General features: G+C 37.5%; 14 protein-coding genes. 8 read left to right on the top strand and 6 right to left on the bottom strand.

Translation table 11 applies throughout. The features are described from left to right. Nucleotides 1-4 precede the first annotated feature (4 nt). The 3 genes from IQ215_RS05365 (at nucleotide 5) to IQ215_RS05375 (ending at nucleotide 3,642) form a co-directional block, all read left to right on the top strand. Entirely contained in the window at nucleotides 5-1,336 is a 1,332-nt protein-coding gene (locus IQ215_RS05365; protein ID WP_193800284.1) for a sensor histidine kinase, read from the top strand. Beyond that, nucleotides 1,323-2,984, top strand: a complete 1,662-nt coding sequence (locus tag IQ215_RS05370) for an ABC1 kinase family protein (protein ID WP_193800285.1) — start codon at nucleotides 1,323-1,325, stop codon at nucleotides 2,982-2,984. The genes IQ215_RS05365 and IQ215_RS05370 overlap by 14 nt, the downstream gene beginning before the upstream one ends. A 220-nt stretch (nucleotides 2,985-3,204) precedes the next feature. Continuing rightward, nucleotides 3,205-3,642 carry a hypothetical protein gene (locus IQ215_RS05375; protein ID WP_193800286.1) on the top strand — a complete coding sequence of 146 codons (438 nt, stop codon included), beginning with the start codon at nucleotides 3,205-3,207 and terminating at the stop codon, nucleotides 3,640-3,642. A gap of 67 nt (nucleotides 3,643-3,709) precedes the next feature. Here the strand turns inward: IQ215_RS05375 and IQ215_RS05380 are convergent, their stop codons facing one another. The 4 genes from IQ215_RS05380 to IQ215_RS05395 all read right to left on the bottom strand — a co-directional run bounded on the left by IQ215_RS05380 (nucleotide 3,710) and on the right by IQ215_RS05395 (nucleotide 8,842). Then, nucleotides 3,710-6,301, bottom strand: a complete 2,592-nt coding sequence (locus IQ215_RS05380; protein ID WP_193800287.1) for a pilus assembly PilX family protein — start codon at nucleotides 6,299-6,301, stop codon at nucleotides 3,710-3,712. Between the two features lie 32 nt (nucleotides 6,302-6,333). After that, complete coding sequence (locus tag IQ215_RS05385) at nucleotides 6,334-7,545, bottom strand: hypothetical protein (protein WP_193800288.1); 1,212 nt, start codon at nucleotides 7,543-7,545, stop codon at nucleotides 6,334-6,336. Next, nucleotides 7,472-7,975, bottom strand: a complete 504-nt coding sequence (locus IQ215_RS05390; protein ID WP_193800289.1) for a type IV pilus modification PilV family protein — start codon at nucleotides 7,973-7,975, stop codon at nucleotides 7,472-7,474. Before IQ215_RS05390 ends, IQ215_RS05385 begins: the two co-directional genes overlap by 74 nt. 96 nt (nucleotides 7,976-8,071) lie before the next feature. Continuing rightward, nucleotides 8,072-8,842 carry a pilus assembly FimT family protein gene (locus IQ215_RS05395; RefSeq protein WP_193800290.1) on the bottom strand — a complete coding sequence of 257 codons (771 nt, stop codon included), beginning with the start codon at nucleotides 8,840-8,842 and terminating at the stop codon, nucleotides 8,072-8,074. Nucleotides 8,843-9,460: 618 nt separating this feature from the next. Between IQ215_RS05395 and IQ215_RS05400 the strand changes: the two genes are divergently transcribed. Beyond that, nucleotides 9,461-11,485, top strand: coding sequence for a DICT sensory domain-containing protein (locus IQ215_RS05400; protein ID WP_193800291.1), 2,025 nt, complete (start codon nucleotides 9,461-9,463; stop codon nucleotides 11,483-11,485). A 711-nt stretch (nucleotides 11,486-12,196) separates the two neighbouring features. Here the strand turns inward: IQ215_RS05400 and IQ215_RS05405 are convergent. Next, nucleotides 12,197-14,530: a hypothetical protein gene (locus IQ215_RS05405; RefSeq protein WP_193800292.1), complete on the bottom strand. Its 2,334-nt coding sequence runs from the start codon at nucleotides 14,528-14,530 to the stop codon at nucleotides 12,197-12,199. 164 nt (nucleotides 14,531-14,694) lie between these two features. Between IQ215_RS05405 and IQ215_RS05410 the strand changes: the two genes are divergently transcribed. The 3 genes from IQ215_RS05410 to IQ215_RS05420 all read left to right on the top strand — a co-directional run bounded on the left by IQ215_RS05410 (nucleotide 14,695) and on the right by IQ215_RS05420 (nucleotide 17,765). After that, nucleotides 14,695-15,690: an L-lactate dehydrogenase gene (locus IQ215_RS05410; protein WP_193800293.1), complete on the top strand. Its 996-nt coding sequence runs from the start codon at nucleotides 14,695-14,697 to the stop codon at nucleotides 15,688-15,690. Between the two features lie 138 nt (nucleotides 15,691-15,828). Then, nucleotides 15,829-16,545, top strand: coding sequence for a TspO/MBR family protein (locus IQ215_RS05415; protein ID WP_193800294.1), 717 nt, complete (start codon nucleotides 15,829-15,831; stop codon nucleotides 16,543-16,545). Nucleotides 16,546-16,583: 38 nt separating this feature from the next. Beyond that, nucleotides 16,584-17,765 carry a M20 family metallopeptidase gene (locus IQ215_RS05420; protein ID WP_193800295.1) on the top strand — a complete coding sequence of 394 codons (1,182 nt, stop codon included), beginning with the start codon at nucleotides 16,584-16,586 and terminating at the stop codon, nucleotides 17,763-17,765. A gap of 313 nt (nucleotides 17,766-18,078) precedes the next feature. On the opposite strand, the gene chlG is transcribed toward IQ215_RS05420, so the two are convergent. Further along, the gene (gene chlG / locus IQ215_RS05425; protein ID WP_193800296.1) at nucleotides 18,079-19,071 is read right to left on the bottom strand and encodes a chlorophyll synthase ChlG; all 993 of its coding nucleotides are present in this window, start codon (nucleotides 19,069-19,071) and stop codon (nucleotides 18,079-18,081) included. 198 nt (nucleotides 19,072-19,269) lie between these two features. On the opposite strand from chlG, the gene IQ215_RS05430 reads away from it, so the two are divergent. Next, a complete protein-coding gene (locus IQ215_RS05430) occupies nucleotides 19,270-21,843 on the top strand; it encodes a M1 family metallopeptidase (RefSeq protein ID WP_193800297.1) in 2,574 nt (857 codons plus the stop codon). Nucleotides 21,844-21,846: the final 3 nt, after the last annotated feature.

A 21,846-nucleotide genomic window follows, 5' to 3' on the forward strand; every position in this document is an offset into this window, starting at 1 on the left:
TTTAATGGACGCTATTTTTGATCTTGACCTAATTAATACCGTAAAAGTCCTCAAATTAAATAGACTTTCGATTGTGCGATTTAAATATGATCATATCATTCAAACTAAATCTAAAAATAAGCAAATTCCTTCAGCTACTGTCGAAAAGGTTTTTGACTGTCATGAGTGTCAAAATTATCAGCCTGATCAAGAAATAAAATATAATAAATTATCACAATCATCATTGCTTATTTATGCTTGGAAAATAGCTCCTAAAATTGCTATTTTAGAAACCCCTGAACAAATCATTAAACATCGTCAGGGGGAAGATTGGACAGAACTTTTTCAACTTAATTTAATCAACTCTTTATTATTTATTCCCCTTTATTTAGAAAGACAAAAAACCACATATCAACCCAATATTTTAGGAAGTTTAATATTACAAAGTTATGGTGCAAAACAATGGACAGACGCTGACATAGAAGTATTTAAATGGATTGGAAAAAAAGTGAGTGCAGATATTATTAATCAACAAACCGTAGCTAAAACCCAATCCCTCGTCAACGAGCGCACCAGTCAACTAAAATTCAGCCTCGATGTACAAGCAAAATTATCTAGTAAACTACGATTTCATTTAGAAGAATTAAGGGAATCTAATCGAGTAAAAGATGAATTTATTGCCAGTATGAGTGATGCATTAAAAACCCCTTTATCTAATCTCAAAACAGGGCTTAAAATGCTTAAATTACGCAATAAAAATAAATCTTTGGAATTATATATTAATATCTTAGAACAAGAATGCGATAAAGAAATTAATTTAGTTGATAACCTTTTAACTATTCAACAATTACGGGTTAAAGAAATAGAAATTAGTCCTCAAAAAATTCATTTATCTTCTTTTTTACAAGATATTAGACAAAATTTTATTAATCAATTAGCCCACCATCAATTAAGTTTAAATATTAGCTCTCAATTAGATTTTTTATTAACAGATTTAAAAAGTCTTGACTTAATAATTAAAGAATTAGTGCTTAACGCCATTAAATTTTCTACCGCCCAAACCGTAATATATTTAATTTTTGAGAGAAATGGTAATGGTTTTATCATCGAAATATCTAATATTGGAGCAAAAATTGCCCCTGAGGAGCAAGAAAATATTTTTCAACCCTTTTATCAGGGTAGTAACGTAGAAAATGTTACCAATGGAGGTACAGGGTTAGGACTTGCTTTAGTTAAGTCTTTGATAGAGAATTTAAATGGTACTATTGAAGTTTCTAGTATTTTGTCCCCTAATTCTAAAGACTATATCAACACTTTTACCATAACTTTACCGCAAGAAGTGCATGAAGTTTACTGAGCCTAACATATCATGGGAGCGTAATAATTATTCTCCTTTTCAACGTCAATGGCAGATTTTTAACATTGCCCTCCGATTTACATTTTACCTTTTTAAAGATTTTTGTTTACAAAAAAATAGCTCTTTTCAACGGCATAAAAGAGCGCAATGGTTAGTTAATAAATTAATTGAATTAGGCCCTACTTTTATTAAAATTGGTCAGGCTTTATCCACTCGTCCAGATTTAATTCCCATCGAATATATTGACGAACTTAGTAAGTTACAAGATCGAGTTCCTGCTTTTTCTTCCCAAGAGGCGATCGCCCTTATAGAAGCAGAATTAAACACCTCAGTATATAGCATATATCAAGAATTTGAACCGATTCCCATCGCCGCAGCCAGTTTAGGACAAGTACATTGGGCAAAATTAAGAACAGGAGAAGAAGTAGTAATTAAGGTACAAAGAAAAGGATTAGATAAACTATTTAACTTAGATTTTCAAGTCTTAAAACAAATTATTACCATGGGAAATCGTATTTTACCTGGGTTTAAAAAATATGAATTAAACTTAGTTTATCAAGAATTTTTTGAGCTTTTATTCTCAGAAATAGACTATATAAATGAAGGGAAAAACGCTGAACGATTTAGGGAAAACTTTAAAAAAGATCCCAAAATAGTAGCCCCTAAAGTATATTGGCAATACACCACCGCCAAAATTTTAACCCTCGAATTTTTACCAGGCATCAAAATTAACGATAAAGAAACCCTACAAAAAAAAGGGATTGCCCTCAAACCCCTCATTGAAACAGGTATTTGTAGTTATCTCAAACAACTTTTAGAAGACGGATTTTTTCAAACCGACCCCCACCCCGGTAATATGGCAGTAAGAGAAGATGGTGCAATTATTTTCTACGACTTCGGCACCATGGCGCAGGTAAAAGGATTAGCCCAAGAACAAATGATCCAAACTTTTTTTGCTATCTTGCGTAAAGACACCGATAAAGTCTTAGATATGCTCATTTACATGGGTTTGATAGAGAGAGTTTCAGACATGACGGCAGTAAAAAGATTAATTAGTTTTTTACTCGAAAAATTTAGAGATAAACCCGTAGATGTTAATGCCTTCCAAGAAATTAGCACCGAAATTTATGTAATGTTTGAGCAACAACCCTTCCGTTTACCACCGCAAATGACATTTATCGTCAAGGCTTTAACTACCCTCGATGGTATTGCCCGTAACCTAGATCCAGAATACAACCTCATGGCCGCTAGTCAACCTTTTATTAAAAATATTGTCAGTGCTGGTAATAGAGGAAACCTATTAGTAACAATTTTTAACCAGACTAAAATATTTATTCAAGAAAAAATTAATAAACCCTCCTCCCTTGAAAGTTTTATGCAAGATTTTCAGGGAAAATTAGATGGGGGAGAGTTACAAATTAAGGTGCGCTCTTTGGAAACAGAACGAATATTTAAAAACATTTATTTAGCCTTAAAAACTATTCTTTATGGCTCTTTAATGGGTTTTTCTTTACTAAATGCCATTTTAATAGCATCTACTATTTATAGTCAATGGGCATTTTTTTTATTTGGTTTAACAGGTTTATTTGCTCTTTTTTTCCTTCGTTCTATTATTACTTTAACTTTACAGGAACGACTTTTAAAATAAATTTATGACATTTTAGACACCTTTGTTCATTAATTTTATTCCTTTAACCTCAGTTCGGGATTTATAAGTATGGTAGGGAACGTAGCATGATACCTCCGTAAAGGTTACAGGTTATTAATTGTCTATTGTTTAAACCTTGCCACACCTAAACTATAAATCAAGGTTAAAATTATTGAATAATTAGCTATAAAAAATAAATATACAAAAGGAAAACTAACCCATGGAATATGTGGATATTTTTGAAAAAATAGAAGGGGATTTATCCCAGCGCGTCAAAGACTTACAAAAAAAGCAACAGGAATTATTAGAACAAAAAAAATTTCTCACCGAAGCAAAGCAAAAAATCCACGGCTTTTTGAGTGATGCCAACGAAATCAGACAAGTATTAGAATTTCATCCCCATTTAGTAGAAGTCGTCAGAGAGGAGTTAGACAAAATATTTGCCGTCAATGCTCCTTCCCATAACCTCAAACTACCCAACACAAACCCTAGAAAAACCAGCCCCAATAATCCCCTACCCCAAAGCAAGGAAGTAGAGGTAAATTTACCCACCGAGGGAATGAAAAAAACAAAAGAGCCAGAAAAAATACAATTTTTCCCCTACGTGAACATGGAAGGGAAAACCACTCGCCCCCCCGAATCCAAAGACAAAGAATAATCTTTAATTCTCTATTGGCAGAATTTACCCTAACAAGGGGTTTAAACCCCTTGCCAAACATAAATAATTATTGATCAAAGCTACGGAAGAAGGAATCCTGTTTGAGATAAACAAAATTAGGCGTAAGGGGGGGAAGATTACGAGGATCATTAAAACTCTGATCATAATCCCATTCCCGTTGAGGAGGATTGTAAAAACTTCCTGCTTGTTTGCCACTAACCCGTAAAGGAGGAGAAATATTAACGAAAGAACCACGATAACGTAATGCAACGCTATTCCAATCTTCTAAAAATCGAGGATAGTTTTCTAAGCCTCCGTTATAGTAAGGACGATTAGTTATGTCGTTTCCAGCTAAAAAAGCAGCGTTAATAATAGTTTCCTGAGCTTTACCCAATTTTTTACTGTTACTTTTAGAGGTTTTATCACAATTCTGAGCGTCTCCACGATGATTTATACCCATATCATCATTTAAGCAAGTATTCGATAATACGTTTAAAGAATCGGATAACACAGAAGCTGGTTGTTTATTTCTGGTATTGTAATTACCTTGAAGATATACTGCTTGATCACTCGCAAAAGTTAAGCCCGTGGGGTCATTCTTATTAAATGAGTTGGCAAAACCTAATCCTGGCAGTTGATCCGCTTCAACGATACCAAAACCATAAGGACTTTTATTGGTTGCTGCATTAGGATAATAAGTAACACCATCATCAGGACTATTATTAATAGTTGCGTGAAATACTAAGCCACCGTCAGAAATATCCCTTGCAGCCATTCCTAAACGCTGAAAAGAGTTATTTGGTGCAGAGCTATCTTCGGGGGCTGTTTGATATAAAAGTTGATTGGTTGATGTTAAATTGGAACCGTTGAGATATTGTCCTTCAAAGTTCCAAACTACCATACTTTTCATATTCAACTGTAAAATTCGCATATCTCGTTCTTCTCTTTGATTACGAAAACGAAAATCAGTATTATGATTTTCAGAATCTCTACCAATATCAATTAAGGGCGCTGGAATAAAACAACGTTGAACAACGTCCCCACCATCACTTTCCCTGTAAGGTAAAGAAGCAATTTCGTTGGGAGTCAGGGAATTCAATTTCGCTATCATACTAACTTGAGCGGAAGCAGGAATATTGGGGATATTTAATCCTGTAAAGGTTAACCCAGGAATTCCTCCTGTTTTGTCTAAGTTAGAAAATAAAAGAGGTGCTTTCCTTTCCTGAACCCTAGTAACTAAAATATCGTGAGCGAACTCGGCAATATCTTTTTGTTGTTCCCAAGTTAAATTTTCCCATGTATTTTGAAAGGCTGGTGTACCAAAGTTAGGTTCAATTTTACCACTTTTAATATCATAGTCATGGGGTGCTGTACAGATATTATAATTGGGGTTCTGAGCAACGGTAAAATTATCGCTACCACGATTTGTATCATTGATAGCAATAAAGTTTTCCCCACTAGAGGGGATACTAGCTAATTGTGGGGAAACCAAAATAGGTTGGCGCAAACTTCTACGCTGAGCTTCTGTTAGAGATATTGCCGTTGGGCTACTGATAAGATTACCGCTACTGTCTGTACGATTAATAACTTGAATAGAAAAAGGTACATCCTCTTCGTATTTCGCAACATTACTAGCCGTGGGCGTGTAATTAATCCGAATATCTGCTTTTTCAAAATATTCCCCTGTATTATCCAAAATATCTGGGGTAGGAATGGAAATGGGATCTGTGCCAACTTGAACTTGTGTACCATATGCACTAGCAATCCTAACAGGATCCATGGGATCTGGAGTGGCGGAGGTTGAGCCTGTACCTGCTTTCACTAGATCAATCCACTTCTTATCTGCCCCATCTCTAATTTTGACTTTACCGTTGGCATAGTTCGTATTCTTATCCTTACGTTTACTAAATAATTGCCCCGCAACCGTTATTTGACCTTTTATATTTAAACTATTATCTCCTCCTAAGTATAAACTGCCATCGGTGTGGATGGGCCCATTTAGGTTCATAGTAGGACCGGGTAAGATTTCGAGATCATCTTTATAAAAGGCAGCAAACTGAAACATGGGAATTTCCCTTGCTCTTACGTCCATCTGTAAGATTGCGGAGGCTTGGTTCGCATCAGCACCTTCTTTTAATCCTAGGGCGTATAATGAGTAAAGGCTTTCGCTCATGGTGAGGTTTTGGAAGCGATCGCCCCTAGGCACAACCCCTAGAATATTCCTAGCCCCCTCGACCACATAGGTCACACCAACATAATCTTGTCTATTTATTGCGCTGGCGGAAAAAGTCCTTGTTTTACATTCGAAGTGATCATCTTCATCCTCAGAACTCGGATCAAGACCAACGCAATCATCTAAATCCTGTGGTGAAGTACCCTGGGGAATAGTTCCATCTTCCAAAAATACTGTTCTTAATTTCTGGGCTCTTTGATTGAGAGCTGCTTCTGCAGCGAAAAAACCACTACTACTATCTACCGTGCTGTCGGTAGCAACATTTTGGATACGGTTAGAACGTCCATAAACAGCCAATAAACCTGTTAGGGCAACAATAATTCCCACGGCTATCACTAACACATAACCAGAATCATGAGAATTTTTTACAGCTTTTAGTTTAAGTAAAAAATAAAGGATAGAAAAAGGGCGATGATTATTATTCATAATTTTAGATAAAGACAAAATAACGACAAAAATTAAAAACTAAAGACATTTCGAGGGAAAAATCTTTCCGTCAAAACTAAATCTTCCTCCGTCAAGCCACTACGTTTAAAATCTTTTTGATCAGGAGCAAGGGTAGTTATCATTTCAATGTATTGAATTTTTGCCCAAGAATACTGAAGATTATCGGGAAAGCAATCATCATCCCCGGGGGGAATTATCCTACATTTATGGGTTGTATCTTCACTCACATCCTCAATAATGTTGACCACCACTTCGAAATTAGCGATATTTTCAGCCACAGTAAGAGTGTCATAGTCATCAATATTACTTAAATCACCATCAACAATCTCTTGAGGAGGATCAATGATTAATTTAAGAAAGCCACTGTCTTCCCCTTCTTTACGATGTAAAAAGTAGCTACGTCTTTCAATGATGTGAATTCTACCAGTACCGACAGAACTATAATCATTCTTCCAAGTATGACCATCTGTGGTGATAAAAGCCCTCGCAGGTTCATTATTTTGGCTGGGAGTCATGGAAGTTCCATCTTGATTCTCAGTAATTTCCCCCGTATAGTTAAATATTTCATAGTCATGTACTTTCTTATTATTTAGGTCTGTCTGTTCTCCAGCATAAATATAGGCTTCAATAGAACCTCCTTGATTTAGTCTATTATCTCGAAAAACCTTTAAAATATCTGGCCAACCATCACCACTGAGATCAGGATTATCATCGTTAAAAGGTATTGAATCGGGTATCTGACAACCACTTTTTTTCTTACCATTACTATCTGGAACATCATCTCTAATCATAATTTTAGCCGTAGAACTTCCCTTACTAATATCAGCACAAATAGGTAATGAGGATGAAACTAGGGCTTTAGTAATGGTAATTATTGAAGATTTGTCGGTGGTTCCGGGTATATCTGTTTGAACAACCCTAACTGTCGGAAAATTAGGATCATCGGTTAAACCTTGCCCTATCTGTAAAATATCTGGCCCTATGAGGGATGATACCCCTGTGAAAGACTGATTAACAGAACGACGGGATTGATCTCGCACAAAACTTTGGCGATATTCATTAAAACCAGTAAAAGCTACCCCCACCACCAATCCTGAAAAGGCAATGGAAGCCAACATTTCAATAATACTAACGCCCCTCTCTGAGTTATTAGTTTGCCGCAGGTGGCGGAATAAGACGGGTAAAGGCTGTTTGAACGGTGTGTATTGGTTCTGTTTGTCCATTTCTTTTTATCTGTATTACAATGTGTCTAAGTTCAGTGTCGCTATTACTGGTACTACATTCGGTAACCTTTAAAATGTTTTTTTTGAGAACTTCATCTCGTACTTCTTCTATTTTAGGTTCTGAAGTACAAATGTAAGTGGTGGCATCATATTCGTAGCCTAATTTATCTAACCCCGTTTGTAGCTGCCCATCAACAGGGGCGGCGACCGCCTTTCTAGACCTAACTTCATCTAATAAATCCCGAGCCAAAGAAGTTGCCCCCAGTCTAGCCTTTGAGGTAGTATTTTCGTTTTGTAGTAGCACCAACAAGGGTGCATTGAACAAAATGGCAAGGGATAATAACAACATCGATACCGTGGCTTCTAGGAGGGTAAAACCTCCCTCGGATTTAATCTTTTTTAAGTTTTTGTCATGGTGCAATCTATTCATCTGATTTGGTGTACTTGGGTGGATGGATTTTGCTCTTGGGAATTACGATATGAAAAATCTGTTTTTTGTGGATGATGAATTATTCATCCTAGGGGTTTATATTTCTTCGGGTTCTGGTTTTGTAATCGCACCGCCCCTTAATACGTTAAGTTGTAATTCTTCATCATTACTGGTATCGGAAATGGTAAGCTCTAAATCTTGATCTACCACCCCTTGGGCATCAAAAAGAGTGGCAAAACCACGACTATCAAAACACAAGCGCCATTCATCATTAGTGACATTAGAGGCAATTTCCATGGGTTCATTAAAGGTTAAATCCTCCGCCAATACTGCCCCATCGGGCGCCCAGTTTTGTGCTAATTCCACCACTGCATCTTCAGGTTGGGTAGAGCCAATGGCTTGTCCAAGGGTAAGCAATGATGAGTTATCATCGATGGCAATTACCTGATTATCGGTATCATCGCTACCAATTTTGAGTTTATCCCCCACACTAAAACCCCTTGTGGAAACCACTGGTATTTGTGTTTCATCACTCTCTACCGCTGCCGATAAAGCACTGATGGCTTCACATCCTCTGGTGGTGGCGGATTCTATTTTTAGAGCCGTACTAGGATTGTCGGGATCTGGTTCTATCCTGATGGCAGAGGTAGTGGCGATCGCCCTTGTGCGGGTTTGTTGCAAAATACCTTCTAACTGATACCCTGCATTATTTAATTTAGAAGTTTGTCCAAAAGGATTACTAGCTAAAGCTAAAGCCCCCAACATAGAAGCCATCCCTAAGGCTACCAAAATTTCTGGCAAGGTATAACCTTCTTCTTGAAACCCGGCTTTCAATAGTTTTTTGATAGTACCAGCTGTGATTTTCATGGTCTTTAAGATAATAGAAAAAAGAATTACATCAACAATTAATCTGAGTAAGTATTTAATAATTTGTTATAAGATATTTTTAATTATACCCCCTTTTTTTACTTTTATAGCTATCATCAATACCAATTTATATTGATACTTTTTGTTATCTTTAAATATCCTTGACAAAGATTCAGTATAGGTACGTAAAAACACTTAAACATTGACACTTAGTCAAACTTAGAAAAACTTATAACCGCATTAACAAAACTTTATATATATTTAAAACTAGAGAAAAACAATGAATAAAATGATGATTGTGATGGTGAATATGTGGTAAAAAACCTAGATAATTAAAAAAATATTATCGAAAAATAAAAATATTATAAAAACAAAGCTGAATCAACAAAAAAGAAATCACTATCTAAATAAATCAGTGAAAACCGCCCCTAAAAATTAGATATAAATTTTTTTTGTAAGAAAACTTAACATAAATTAGCCATAAAGCAATAACCACCCATAACCAAGTAATAGTACGATAAGATTTAGTGCAATTAATTGTTACCACCAGCGGATAGAGAGATTTATTTGTCATTTCCCAACCAGAAAGCAAAGCTGACCAAAAATTAAACAGATTCCATGAGCAATTCTAATTCTGTTGTTACAGATTTACTAAAAGTTTTCCCCAAGTGGCGAACTCAAATCTATTTCAAATCTTCTTTAACAGCACTATCTCACGCTATGGAAGATCAGGTTTTAGCAAACACTGAAGAAGCCTTAATTATAGCTAGTTTTCAAAAAGAAAGATTTTATCGTCAAGAGGCTCATCGTTATCGTCGCATCGGTAAAATTTCCCCCCATGTTTATGTTTTAGCCGCTCCAGAAACAGATTTTTCTAACTCCACGGATATTTATGAAAAAATAGCTTTTGATGGAAATGATGCTTTAACCAAGGAATGGCATTTGGTGGTAATTGGCAGTAACTATACTAATTGTTTGATTTGTCGAGAAAAAACCCATTTACCCAAAACCGAAGCAGCGGAAATGTCCATGGATAATAGTCGTCGTTTTGAAGGGGTTTGGACTTTTGATCGTGATATTACCCTAGCGGCGGCATCCATATTATTAGATAGGATTGGGGGTTATCGTCCTGAGTTACGGGAAAAAATCGCTCAAGCTAAACAGCGTTATTGCGGTGATAATCAGGGTTTATTAGAGGCTAACCATAATCAAGAAACCCAGGGGCAAATTAATTCTCCGATTATTAATCCAGATCCTTTTGTGCAAAGATTAATTACTTATTTACAGTCGGGGCAGTATAAATTAATCAAGGCAAACCGTTTTTTGAGTACCAAGGAGAAAAAAGAAAGACTTTTAAATTCTGTTACCGATGCCATTCGTCGCTCTCTTAATCCTGAGGAAATTTTACAAGTGGCGGTGGATAAGTTAGGGGAAGGTTTGGGGGTATGTCGTTGTTTGATTTATCGTTGTCAAGAGAGTGATTATAATGCGGAAATTAACCATGAGTTTCTGAGTGAGGGTATCAAGTCTATTAAGGGGCAAACTTGGCCTTTGAAGCAAAATCCTTTGTTTCGGGAGGTGTTAAATTTACGGGAATCTATTAGTATTGATGATGTGGATATTGATCCCCGTACCCAAGGTAAGGCAAAGGTTTTAAGAAAATTAATTAATAGTTGTTCGATTATTTCTTGGTTGATTGTACCAATTTTGTACCAAGGTCGTCTTTTAGGGGTGATGGAGTTACACCATTGCCAAGATCAGCCCATTAACTGGAAACCAGAGGATATTGCCCTAGTAAATGCGATCGCAACTCAGGTAGCTGTAGCCTTAATTCAGGCGGAATCCTATACTAATTTAGAGGATTTAAATGAACAATTAGAGGCGCTCGATCGCACCAGGTCAAACCTTGTAGCCATCACGGGACATGAATTACGTACCCCCCTATCTACCATTCAAATCTGCCTTGAGAGCCTTGCTAATGAGCCAGATATGCCAGAGGAATTAAAGCAAATTATGCTTAATACAGCGCTTCAGGATGCCGAAAGAATGCGTAAACTGGTACAGGACTTTTTAACCCTTTCTCAACTAGAAAGCGGCAGGGTAGAATGGAACCCAGAACCCTTATCCCTAGAAGAATGTGTCGAGTTGTCCATCTCCCATATTCGCTCTCGACAAGATCAATCCGTCATCCCCGAGATTGAAAATTTAGTTCCCCAACAAATCCCCTTAGTGCAGGTGGATGGAGAATGGTTGGTGGAGGTATTAAGTAAATTATTAGATAATGCCTGTAAATTTACCAATGGCGATGGACATATTCGTATTATGGTAGAAGAAAAAGATCCTGCTAACCTTGAGGTTACCATATCGGATAATGGTAGAGGTATTGAACCAGATCGTCTTAATCAGGTATTTGACCGTTTTTATCAGGAAGAAGGGGCTTTACGGCGTTCTGCGGGGGGTACAGGGCTAGGTTTAGCTATTTGTCGTCAGATTGTTAGTAATTGGGGCGGGAAAATTTGGGCCGAGTCTTCGGGAAAAAATCAGGGGAGCAAGTTTCATTTCACTATTCCTATTTTTGATGAGATGGATTTTCCCTCTAATAAGGCACAAAATAAAAGGTTAAGGTTAAGGGAGCGTTATTAGGAGTTAGGGCAATAACTCTAATGAATAATCGATAACGTCAATTCGGGATAACAGGTTATCAGTAGCATAAGTTTTGGGTTGTAGGTTATAGATGTGATGTTGCTTAATTACAGTGTGATACCAAATCCAATTTATAAGGTTTACCCTAACCCACCCTGTAATATGAAATACTTAAATGTTTACGACAAATAAAGCCTCTAAAATGACATCCCAGCCGAATTATATTTATAGCAATCTTTTTTATATTTCATATAACAATTGATAATAAACAATTATTATCTGTTGCCTGTTCCCCGTTCCCTATTCCCTGCCTTAACTAAAAAATGTTATCCCGAACTCAGGTTGGATAATATCAAGTTTGGATAATTCGTTTATAAATAGATTGTATCTTCCCCCACCGTGTAATGAATTACACGGCTAATGGTAGTTCGTTCAATTTATTGAACTAAAATATTGGGCATTGCTTAATCATGGTGTGAAATATAATTGAATAACACTAGAAATTAAGACATTAAAATAATATCACTATTGCCTGTTCCCCGTTCCCTGTTCCCTCCCTCAATCAAAAATCATACCTTAATTCACCAACGCCAAATATTGATATTGCTAATTTGTAAGTAATCAAGCGGACTTGATACAATTGATTATTAATAATAAAATGTTTATCACCTCCAACCCAACTATACTGACAACTGTTATCCTCAAATCAAGTTATTTAGAGAATAAAAGACGCGCTGCGCAGCAGATCCCTTCGGGATCGCTCATAAACCTAATTTCTTGCCCCCCCACGGTAACCGTAGAATTAATTCCCACAGGATTAACAATCTCGAGGGAAGGTAAATCATCCTTACCCGTAGCCATTACCACCAAAAATTGATGACCTCCCGTAGCCATAATTTTTGAGCCATAATCGGTTTTTTCCACCTTTATTTGTACATTAGTAGGGGCGGCAAAAATTCCTTCCATCCTTGCCCCTGAAGAGCTTTCGATGGTAAAACGATTATCATTAACAATAACATTCCCCTCCGTGTGCATAGTCCAAATTTTCTCCTGAAAACTGGGGTGATTAACATCCCCCGTAAAAACATCCGCCATGGCAAAGATACCATCTGCCCCTGAAAGTTTACTATAATCTACCCCAAAGGAGCGTAAGTAATTAAGTTCAACATTTTCCGACTTTTGTTGACTAATCATCGACACCACCCCTGAGCCGTCTTCTGCTTCGGTAAAATGAATTTTTTTAGCCATCCTCCAAGGGGAAGCATTGGGAAGATAAACAATATTTTCCTTTCCCCCTTCCCCCTCGCTAGGGGCAGCCATAGCCCAGTTTACCCCTAAGCCAGTAATGCGAAAACTGGTGGCTTCGGGAAACAACCAACCTCCACGCACAGGGTTAGCATTGAGATAAACACTAGCCACGGTATCATCTTGATTTTGCCATTGATTACGGAAAACGTATAAGCCCCGTATTTCATCCATAAATACTTTATCGAAGGTGGAATCAGGAGATTCGGGGAGTATATCTTGAGGATAATTAACGAGGGCATAAATTGCTGTGTGGGGGTAGTTTTTAGCAATGCCAAAAGTGGGGGCGGTAAAGTTTGAATCTCGATTCATGGCAAAATAACGATTAAATATCCATAAGGCACTAGGTAAAAAATCCTCCGAGAGTATGCCTAAACCCGAAGCAAAAAGAAAACCACTCGCACCCTCACGATGTCTGCCATAGGCTGGGGTAATGGGGGTATTATTTTCCCTGGGTATCATGCGCATGATACTTTGAGGAATTAAGTTATTAGCATTGGTTTTAGTGGCGATGTCTTTGCCCATAACGTTGGCATATGCTTGTAAGAAAGGCAACATCTGATAGGAGGAATGGCTAGTGTAGGCATCCCCTTCTATGCCAAAACCACCATCCCCAAGGGCGGTGTCAATATATCGAGATACATTTCTTTGGGCGGTGGCTAAAATTAAGTCGAGGTGGTTTTCTGGTTGATAAAATTCGTTGTTGGGAAAAAAGGTTTCAGGCTCATTTTTGATGGCTAAGGCGGCGATTCCCGCGGCACTTCTTGCCCTTACATTCCAATTACTGACGGTGTTATTATTCCATCCTTGCCCCCCTCCTTGGGATAATTCTAAGGCTTGTTGGGCTAACCATTTAGTCATTTCTTGTTGTTGATTTTGATTCCATAAAGGATAACAATGATCGTAGGCTAGGGCAATACCGATTACTAATCCTGCCCTTTCTAGCATTCTTGGTTTTGATTCTCCGTCTAATCCACGGCTAAGGGCGATCGCACTTTGAACGGTATTCCAACCTTTTTGAGCTAATGCCATATCATCATTAATTAAAGCTAAAAAACAATATCCTGCCCCATGGGAACCACCATTTAAACCATAACCACTATAAAATATTTCACCTTCTAAGGTATTATTTAATTGAGATAAAATTTCTTGTCCAATGGGAGTGTTAATCTTATTTTTAATATGCTCTAAATCTGAGGAACGAAAAATTAAGCGGGGATGTTCTTGCGATTCTATAGGTTGATGATCTGGTATTTGAACAGTATAATCATCTTTAATTTTTCCCGTAACAGAACCTACTAAAAATCTATCATTTAAATTACCAGAATAACTTCCCAATAATTGATTATTTTCGTCATAAACTAAATCAATGGTATAGTTAGCTTTATGACTATTTATCCTAAAAGGACTCGGCCTAATGTCTAATTCTATCTCAAGGGTAAAATAATTAGTTTGGGGAATTAACTTAACTTTCCCTTGATGTTCTACATCTTGATTATATTTAGGTGACCATCCATAAATATCAGAGTTACACTCATTTTTTTCACATTCTAAATCAATATAAAGATCTTGAAAAATTGCATTTTCTTCTAATGAACGCCACACGGCATTTTTCAATTTTAAATTAATATTTCCCGACAAAGCCTTTAATGATTTTTCTCTAGCTTCATAACTTGCCCCACCAATAAAAAATAGTGCAAAAAATAAAGATATGTAAAAATATAACTTTTGAAATTTCATTGCCTTATATTATTATAAAAAAATCTAAATAAAATGTATGATTATATTATTCAAATGGCACAGTTTCTATACTATAGAATGATAAAATTAAGACCCATTAAGATAATATAAATTTAACCTTGTCTATTTATCATTAACCAATCAACCATTTATATATTCTGAATATGTTTGATAAAATTTTAATTCCCCATTCCGACTCCCAGAAATCATCCTTTATTCGCCCCCGTAAAGGGGTAATCATCGGGCTAGGGCAAGTGGGTTTGGCTTGTGCCTATTCTTTGTTAATTCAAGACTGTTTTGATGAATTAGTTTTACAAGACATTGCCCCAGAAAAATTAGAAGGGGAAATTATGGATTTATCCCACGGAATGCCCTTTATTTCTCCTACGGATTTAAAAATGGGTACGGTGGCAGAGGAAGGAAAAGATGCAGACATCGTCATAATTACCGCAGGGGTTGCCCAAAGAGAAGGAGAAAGTCGTTTAAGTTTGGTTGAACGTAATATTAACATTTATAAAAAAATTCTCGCTGATGTGGTCAAATATTGTCCAGATTCGATTATTTTAGTGGTGAGTAATCCTGTGGATATTATGACCCATGCTACTCTGAAGATAACAGGTTTTCCTAGTTCTCGGGTAATAGGTTCTGGTACGGTGTTGGATACTGCTCGTTTTCGCTCTTTATTAGCCAAGGAAATGGGTATTGATGCTCGTAGTGTTCATGCTTATATCATAGGAGAGCATGGAGATAGTGAGGTAGCTTTATGGAGTATGGCTAATGTGGGAGGGGTGAAAATTGTACCCCATGGTTGGGAAAATCTTGCTAGTGATGAACAGGATTTTTTGTCAAAGATTTATCATAATGTGAAAAATGCTGCCTATGAAATTATCCGTCGTAAGGGCAGCACTTCCTATGCTATTGGTTTAGCTACTACTGATATTGTAAAGGCGATCGTTAATTCTCAAGAACGTATTTTAACGGTGAGTGGTTTAATGAAGGGAATGTATGGTATTGATGATATTTGCTTGAGCATTCCACGGGTAATTAATGAAAAAGGAATTTTACAAACCATAAATTTAACCCTTAGCCCTGAGGAAGAAAAATTATTACAAAATTCTGCAACTATTTTAAAGGATATATTTAAGCAGTTGAAGATATGATTTTTTAATTGAACTATATTATTATCAAAAAAATATCTTTTTTGACGATTTTATAGATCCTAAAATTTTGATATTCATCGTTAGTTATCCAGCGCACCTTAAAACAAAACAAACATAAATCATTTTAGATAAAAATTAATGAATAATAATTCTAATTTATCATCCAATAACAACAAAATTTTAAATACCATTGATACCGTAATGGGTGTCAAAGAAGAAAAAGAAATTAATCAACAACAAGAATATCCTCCTTTAAATGGACAAAAATTATTGATTTACGTAATGGGGACATTAGCTCAAATAGGCTTTATGACCTTAACTTTATGGTTAATTAACTTAGGTTTTAAACAACTACTTGAGTATAATCTTGACGTTAGAATCAACACTATTATTGTTAGTTTATTTTGGATTTTCTTCACCATCAGATCTCGGCTTTTTTCTCCCCTAGATAATACTCGCTCTCGCCGACAATATGATCAAGTAATACGTCCAAAATGGGCGCCCCCTGCCTTTGTATTTCCCATAGTCTGGATTAGCATTGGGGTTTTAAGGGTGGTTTCCTCTTATCTGGTGTGGCAGGAATTAAACCAAAATTTCTTAGCTTTACCTTTAATAATTTTTACCATCCATTTAGCCCTAGGAGACACTTGGAATACTATTTTTACCGTGGAAGGTAGATATGGTTTAGCTGTGCCTGTGGTAATCATCGGGCCATTATTATCATCTTTTGTTTTAGCCTATGTATATGGGCAAATTTTGCCCTTAGCGGGTTGGCTGATTTTCCCTTCCTGCATATGGTTAATGGTTGCTTCGGTATTGGTAATTAACATTTGGCAACTCAATCAGAAAGACTAGGATATATATATATAAACAGCTGAATTTGTAAGAGTGGAATGTTATCAGAAATCAAACGTATAGCCACAGAAATTACCCCCAGACTTATTGAAATTCGTCGCCATTTTCATGCCCATCCCGAATTGAGTGGCAGGGAATATCAAACGGCGGCCTATGTAGCGGGGGTTTTGTCTTCCTGTGGTTTGACGGTAAAAGAAGGGGTAGGTAAAACGGGGGTGATTGGAGAGTTGAAAGGGGGGGGAGCATCCCACCGTTATTTGGCTATTCGCACGGATATGGATGCCTTACCGATTCACGAAATGAGTCAGTTGGAATATGCTTCCCGTAATCCAGGTATTATGCACGCCTGTGGCCATGATTTACATACTACGGTGGGTTTGGGTACGGCGATGATTTTATCAAACCTAAAGGATTCTTTGGGGGGGAAGGTTCGGTTTCTATTCCAACCCGCCGAAGAAATTGCGCAGGGGGCTTCTCTAATGGTTGAAGATGGGGCGATGAGGGGTATTGATGCCATTTTTGGGGTTCATGTGTTTCCGTCTATTTCTGCCCAAGTAATCGGGGTTAGGTGTGGGGCGCTTACTTCGGCCATGGATGATATTGAGATTACCATTCAGGGAGAGGCAGGCCATGGGGCGCGTCCTCATCAGGCCATTGATGCTATTTGGATTGCGGCGCAGGTGATTACGACTTTACAACAGGCCATCAGTCGCACTCAAAATCCCCTTGATCCTTTAGTGGTAACCATTGGACAAATTCAGGGGGGAAGGGCTGCTAATATTATTGCTGATCAGGTTAAGATGGTGGGTACGGTGCGATCGCTCAATCCCCAATTAAGGGAGGGTTTAGATCAATGGATTACCAATATTGTTAAGGGTGTTTGTGAGATGTATGGGGCGAAGGGGGAGGTTAATTATAAGTATTGTTTACCTAGTGTGCAGAATGATCCTGATTTGACTAAAATTATTGAAAAGTCGGCCCTGGAGGCGCTCGGAGAAGACAAGGTTATTTCCATTGCTGAACCTTCTTTGGGGGCGGAAGATTTTGCGGTGTATTTGGAACACGCCCCGGGGGCAATGTTTCGGTTAGGGGTTGGTAAGGAGGGGGCGCATAATTATCCTCTCCATCATCCTCGTTTTGTGTTGGATGAGTCGGCTATCTTTGCGGGGGTGGTAACCATGGCTTATTCTGCTTATCAGTATTTTGAGCAATGGGGTTAATTATATTGTTATACGTCTTGCAATGAATTACCTTTGTGAAGGTGTAAACAATTGACAATTAACAATTAATAAACTAGATCATCACTCGCCTTGCAATGAATTACAAGGCTAACAGTTTAGCGTTCAATGAATTGAACTAAGGTATATTTTGATGGTGGGCAATGCCACCCTAGGATTTACGGCATTGCTGATTTTGAGTATGAAGCATTATTGAATTACAGTAAATGTATAGTATTAAAACTATTATTACTATTGCCCATTCCCTATTGCCAAACTCAACTAAAAATCATACCTTAATTCACCAACGCTGAATTTATGAGTTACCGATGGCGAGTCCTAATACTAACATTCCGAGTACGAGGAAGGGTTGTGCGCTGGCCTGATATTTTACGTCGTTTTCGAGGGGGTTTCGTAAAAAGTACATATCTTGGAAAGTGATTTGAGGAATGATTAACAAAAATAGAATAGTTGCATAGAGATTTTTATGGATGCTGACTAAATATAATCCCATTCCCGCTTGAAAGACATCGATCATAATTACACATATCCAAGCGGCGGTAGTTACCCCAAACATGACGGGTAAGGATTTTAGCCCTAAAGTGCGATCGCCCTCTACACTCTTAAAGTCATTTACCACGGCGATTCCTAACCCTGCCATACTATAAATGAGGGTAAGCACCACAATAGTCCAGTTTAACTCTCCAAACAAAGCATGACCTGCCCACCAAGGCAAAGCGATATAACTAGCACCAAGGGCATAGTTACCTAACCAACCATTTTGTTTTAACTTCAAAGGAGGCGCAGAATAAATATAGGATACAAATGAACCCCCAATGGCCAAACAAGTTAGGATGGGAAAATCATGATCCGCCCAAACATCCAAGCCATAGGCGATCGCAATTCCTCCCACCAACAAGACAATAATTTGAGTAGCCACTTGAGGAATAGTAATCGCCCCCGAAGGAATAGGGCGATAAGGCTCATTAATAGCGTCAATGTCTCGATCATAAAAATCATTGATAGTCTGGGTATAACCCGTTAAAAGAGGGCCAGACATCAACATACAAGCAAGGGCAATCAGAAAATGTTCCACACTCCAAACATAACCCCCCGAAGAAGCTGCCCCACACACAACCCCCCAAATGAGAGGAATCCAAGTAATGGGTTTCATCAACTGTAACCTTATTTGCCAAATATTTTTAGCTTGACTAGCCCCCTTCATACCCAACATTTGACGGGCTTTTGAGCCTTTATCTTCTCGCTTTAAATCAACTTTGGTATAATCTTTATTTTCTGCTTCAGTCATAACCTTAAGTAATAATTAATTTTTTCCTTAAGGAAATAGTAACCAAAACAGACATTACCATGGGGAAAATAACTGATAAATTACTGTTTTTGGAGAAATCGAAATTTAACCCCATCCTTGCCTAAGGCTTTTTTGCCGTTAATTTAGACTTAGGATAAGATAAATAAAAAGAAAAATATCCTTATCAGTAGGCAAACTATGACCCGTAGCTATTATTTTGATTCTGAAGCCAAAAAAAGTTTTGAATTACCCGGGGCAAAACCCCATTATAATCCAGATCGCTACGGACAAGTACAACATATTTTTTTGGACTTAGAATTAGATATAATAACCCAAAAATTTGGCGGAACTTGTAATATTACCCTTACCCCCATTCGTCAAAATATTCAGCAATTAACCCTTGATGCGGTTGATCTGGAAATAGAATCAATATTGATTGATAGTGTCAGTCAACCCTTTGATTATGACGGCGAAATTTTAACTATCAATTTACTACAGCCTACCACCACAAAAGACTTAGTAATTAGTATTAAATATAGTAAAGAAAAACCCCAAAGGGGATTATATTTTATTGCCCCCGATGAACACTATCCCGAAAAACCTAGTCAAGTTTGGACTCAGGGGGAAGATGAAGACTCCCGTTACTGGTTTCCTTGTTTTGACTACCCTGGGCAGTTGGCAACTTCAGAAATTAAAGTAAAAGTACCCTTGGATTATACTGCCATTTCTAACGGAGAATTAGTAGCAGTTCAAGAAGTAGAAAATAGCAAAATATATCATTGGTTACAGCCCCAAGTTCATCCTACTTATTTAATGACTTTAGCGGTGGGTAAATTTGCCAAAATTGAGGATAAATGGCAAGATATTCCCGTGGATTATTATGTAGAAAAAGGACAGGAAAAAGAGGCTCAAATTAGTATGGGAAAAACCCCCAAAATGATTGAGTTTTTTAGTCATAAATATGGTTACAGTTATCCCTTTTCTAAATATGCGCAGGTGTGTGTAGATGATTTTATTTTTGGGGGGATGGAGAACACTTCTACTACCTTGTTAACAGATCGTTGTTTGTTGGATGAAAGGGCGGCTTTAGATAACGATCGCACCGAAAGCCTTGTGGCCCATGAATTAGCCCATCAATGGTTCGGGGATTTGGTGGTAATTAAACATTGGAGTCATGCTTGGATAAAAGAAGGGGCGGCTTCCTATGCGGAGGTATTATGGACAGAGCATGAATATGGGGATGATGATGCCCGTTATTATCTTTTGGGGGAGGCAAGGAGTTATTTACAGGAGGATTCTTCCCGTTATCGTCGCCCCATTGTAACAAATGTCTATCGAGAGGCCATCGAATTATATGACCGTCATTTGTACGAAAAAGGCGCTTGTGTATATCACATGATACGCTCGATTTTGGGGGATGAATTGTTTGACAAGGCCATTCATAATTTCATTAACGATAATGCCCATAAAACCGTGGAAACCGTCGATCTTTTACGTGCCATTGAAAAGTCCACGGGTTATAATTTAGGTTCTCTTTTTGATCAATATGTTTTCAGGGGTGGACATCCTGATTTTAAGGTGAGTTACAGTTGGGATAATGATGCTAATTTGGCTTGTGTGACGGTGAAACAAACCCAAGCTAAGGAGGAAAATGGTAAATATATCGATTTATTTGAGTTAAAAATACCCCTTGCTTTTGGTTATTATTCTGCTCAAAATGGTGTTAATTTAACGGAATTTTCTCTTAAACTGAATAAACCTGAACAATCTTTTTATTTTCCTTTAGCTGAAAAGCCAGATTTTGTTAGTTTTGATGTTGATAATAATTATCTAAAAACTGTTAAATTAGAATATGGTTTTAGTGAATTAAAGGCTCAATTAAAATATGATCCAGACCCTATTTCTCGTATATACAGTGCGATCGCCCTTGGCAAAAAAGGCAATTTAGAAACCGTAAAAACCCTCAAAGAAGCCTTTTTAGATGAATCTTTTTGGGGTGTAAAAGTAGAAATTGCTAAACAATTAGGCAAAATCAAATTAGATCAAGCCGTTGATACCTTAGTAGAATTTTTAGGCGAAGAAAATCACCGTGTCAGAAGGGCGGTAGTAGAAGCCCTCAGTAAACATAAAACCGAAACCAGTTATCACGCTCTCAAACAAGTGGCGATCGCCTCTGATCCTAGCTACTATGTAGAAGCCTCCGCAATCAACGCCCTTGGCTCATTGGTGACGGGTAGCCTAGCAGATAAAGAAAATGAGGTAATCGAGCTTTTCGGTCAAATACTGAAGGAAAGAAGTGGCTTAAATGAAATAATTAGATCAGGGGTGGTTAATGGACTAAGTAAACTAAAAACCTCCCCCGCCGCCGCCGACTTAATCGCCCAATATACCAAACTCGGCACTCCTCAACCCCTCCGATTAACCGCCATTCGTTGCTTAGGGGCAGTGGCCAAAGGGCAAAAACCAGATAAACTAACCACTATCCTCGAACAATTTGAAGACATCCTCAAAGATACCTTTTTCCTCACCCAAATGGCCATCATTAGCGGATTATCACAGATAGAAGACTCCCAAGCCATTAACCTCCTCTCCACCCTCGCTGAAAGCACCCCCGATGGCAGGGTAAAAAGAAGGGCGGAGGAAGCCATTAATCAAGTGAGAGGAAAACTAGGCAAAGATAAAAATATGGAGGATTTACGCCAAGCCGTTGATAAACTCAAACAAGAAAATCAAGACTTAAAAAGTCGTCTAGCTAAACTTGAAGCCAAATAACAT

Source organism: Cyanobacterium stanieri LEGE 03274 (genome assembly GCF_015207825.1).
Lineage (GTDB): Bacteria > Cyanobacteriota > Cyanobacteriia > Cyanobacteriales > Cyanobacteriaceae > Cyanobacterium > Cyanobacterium stanieri_B.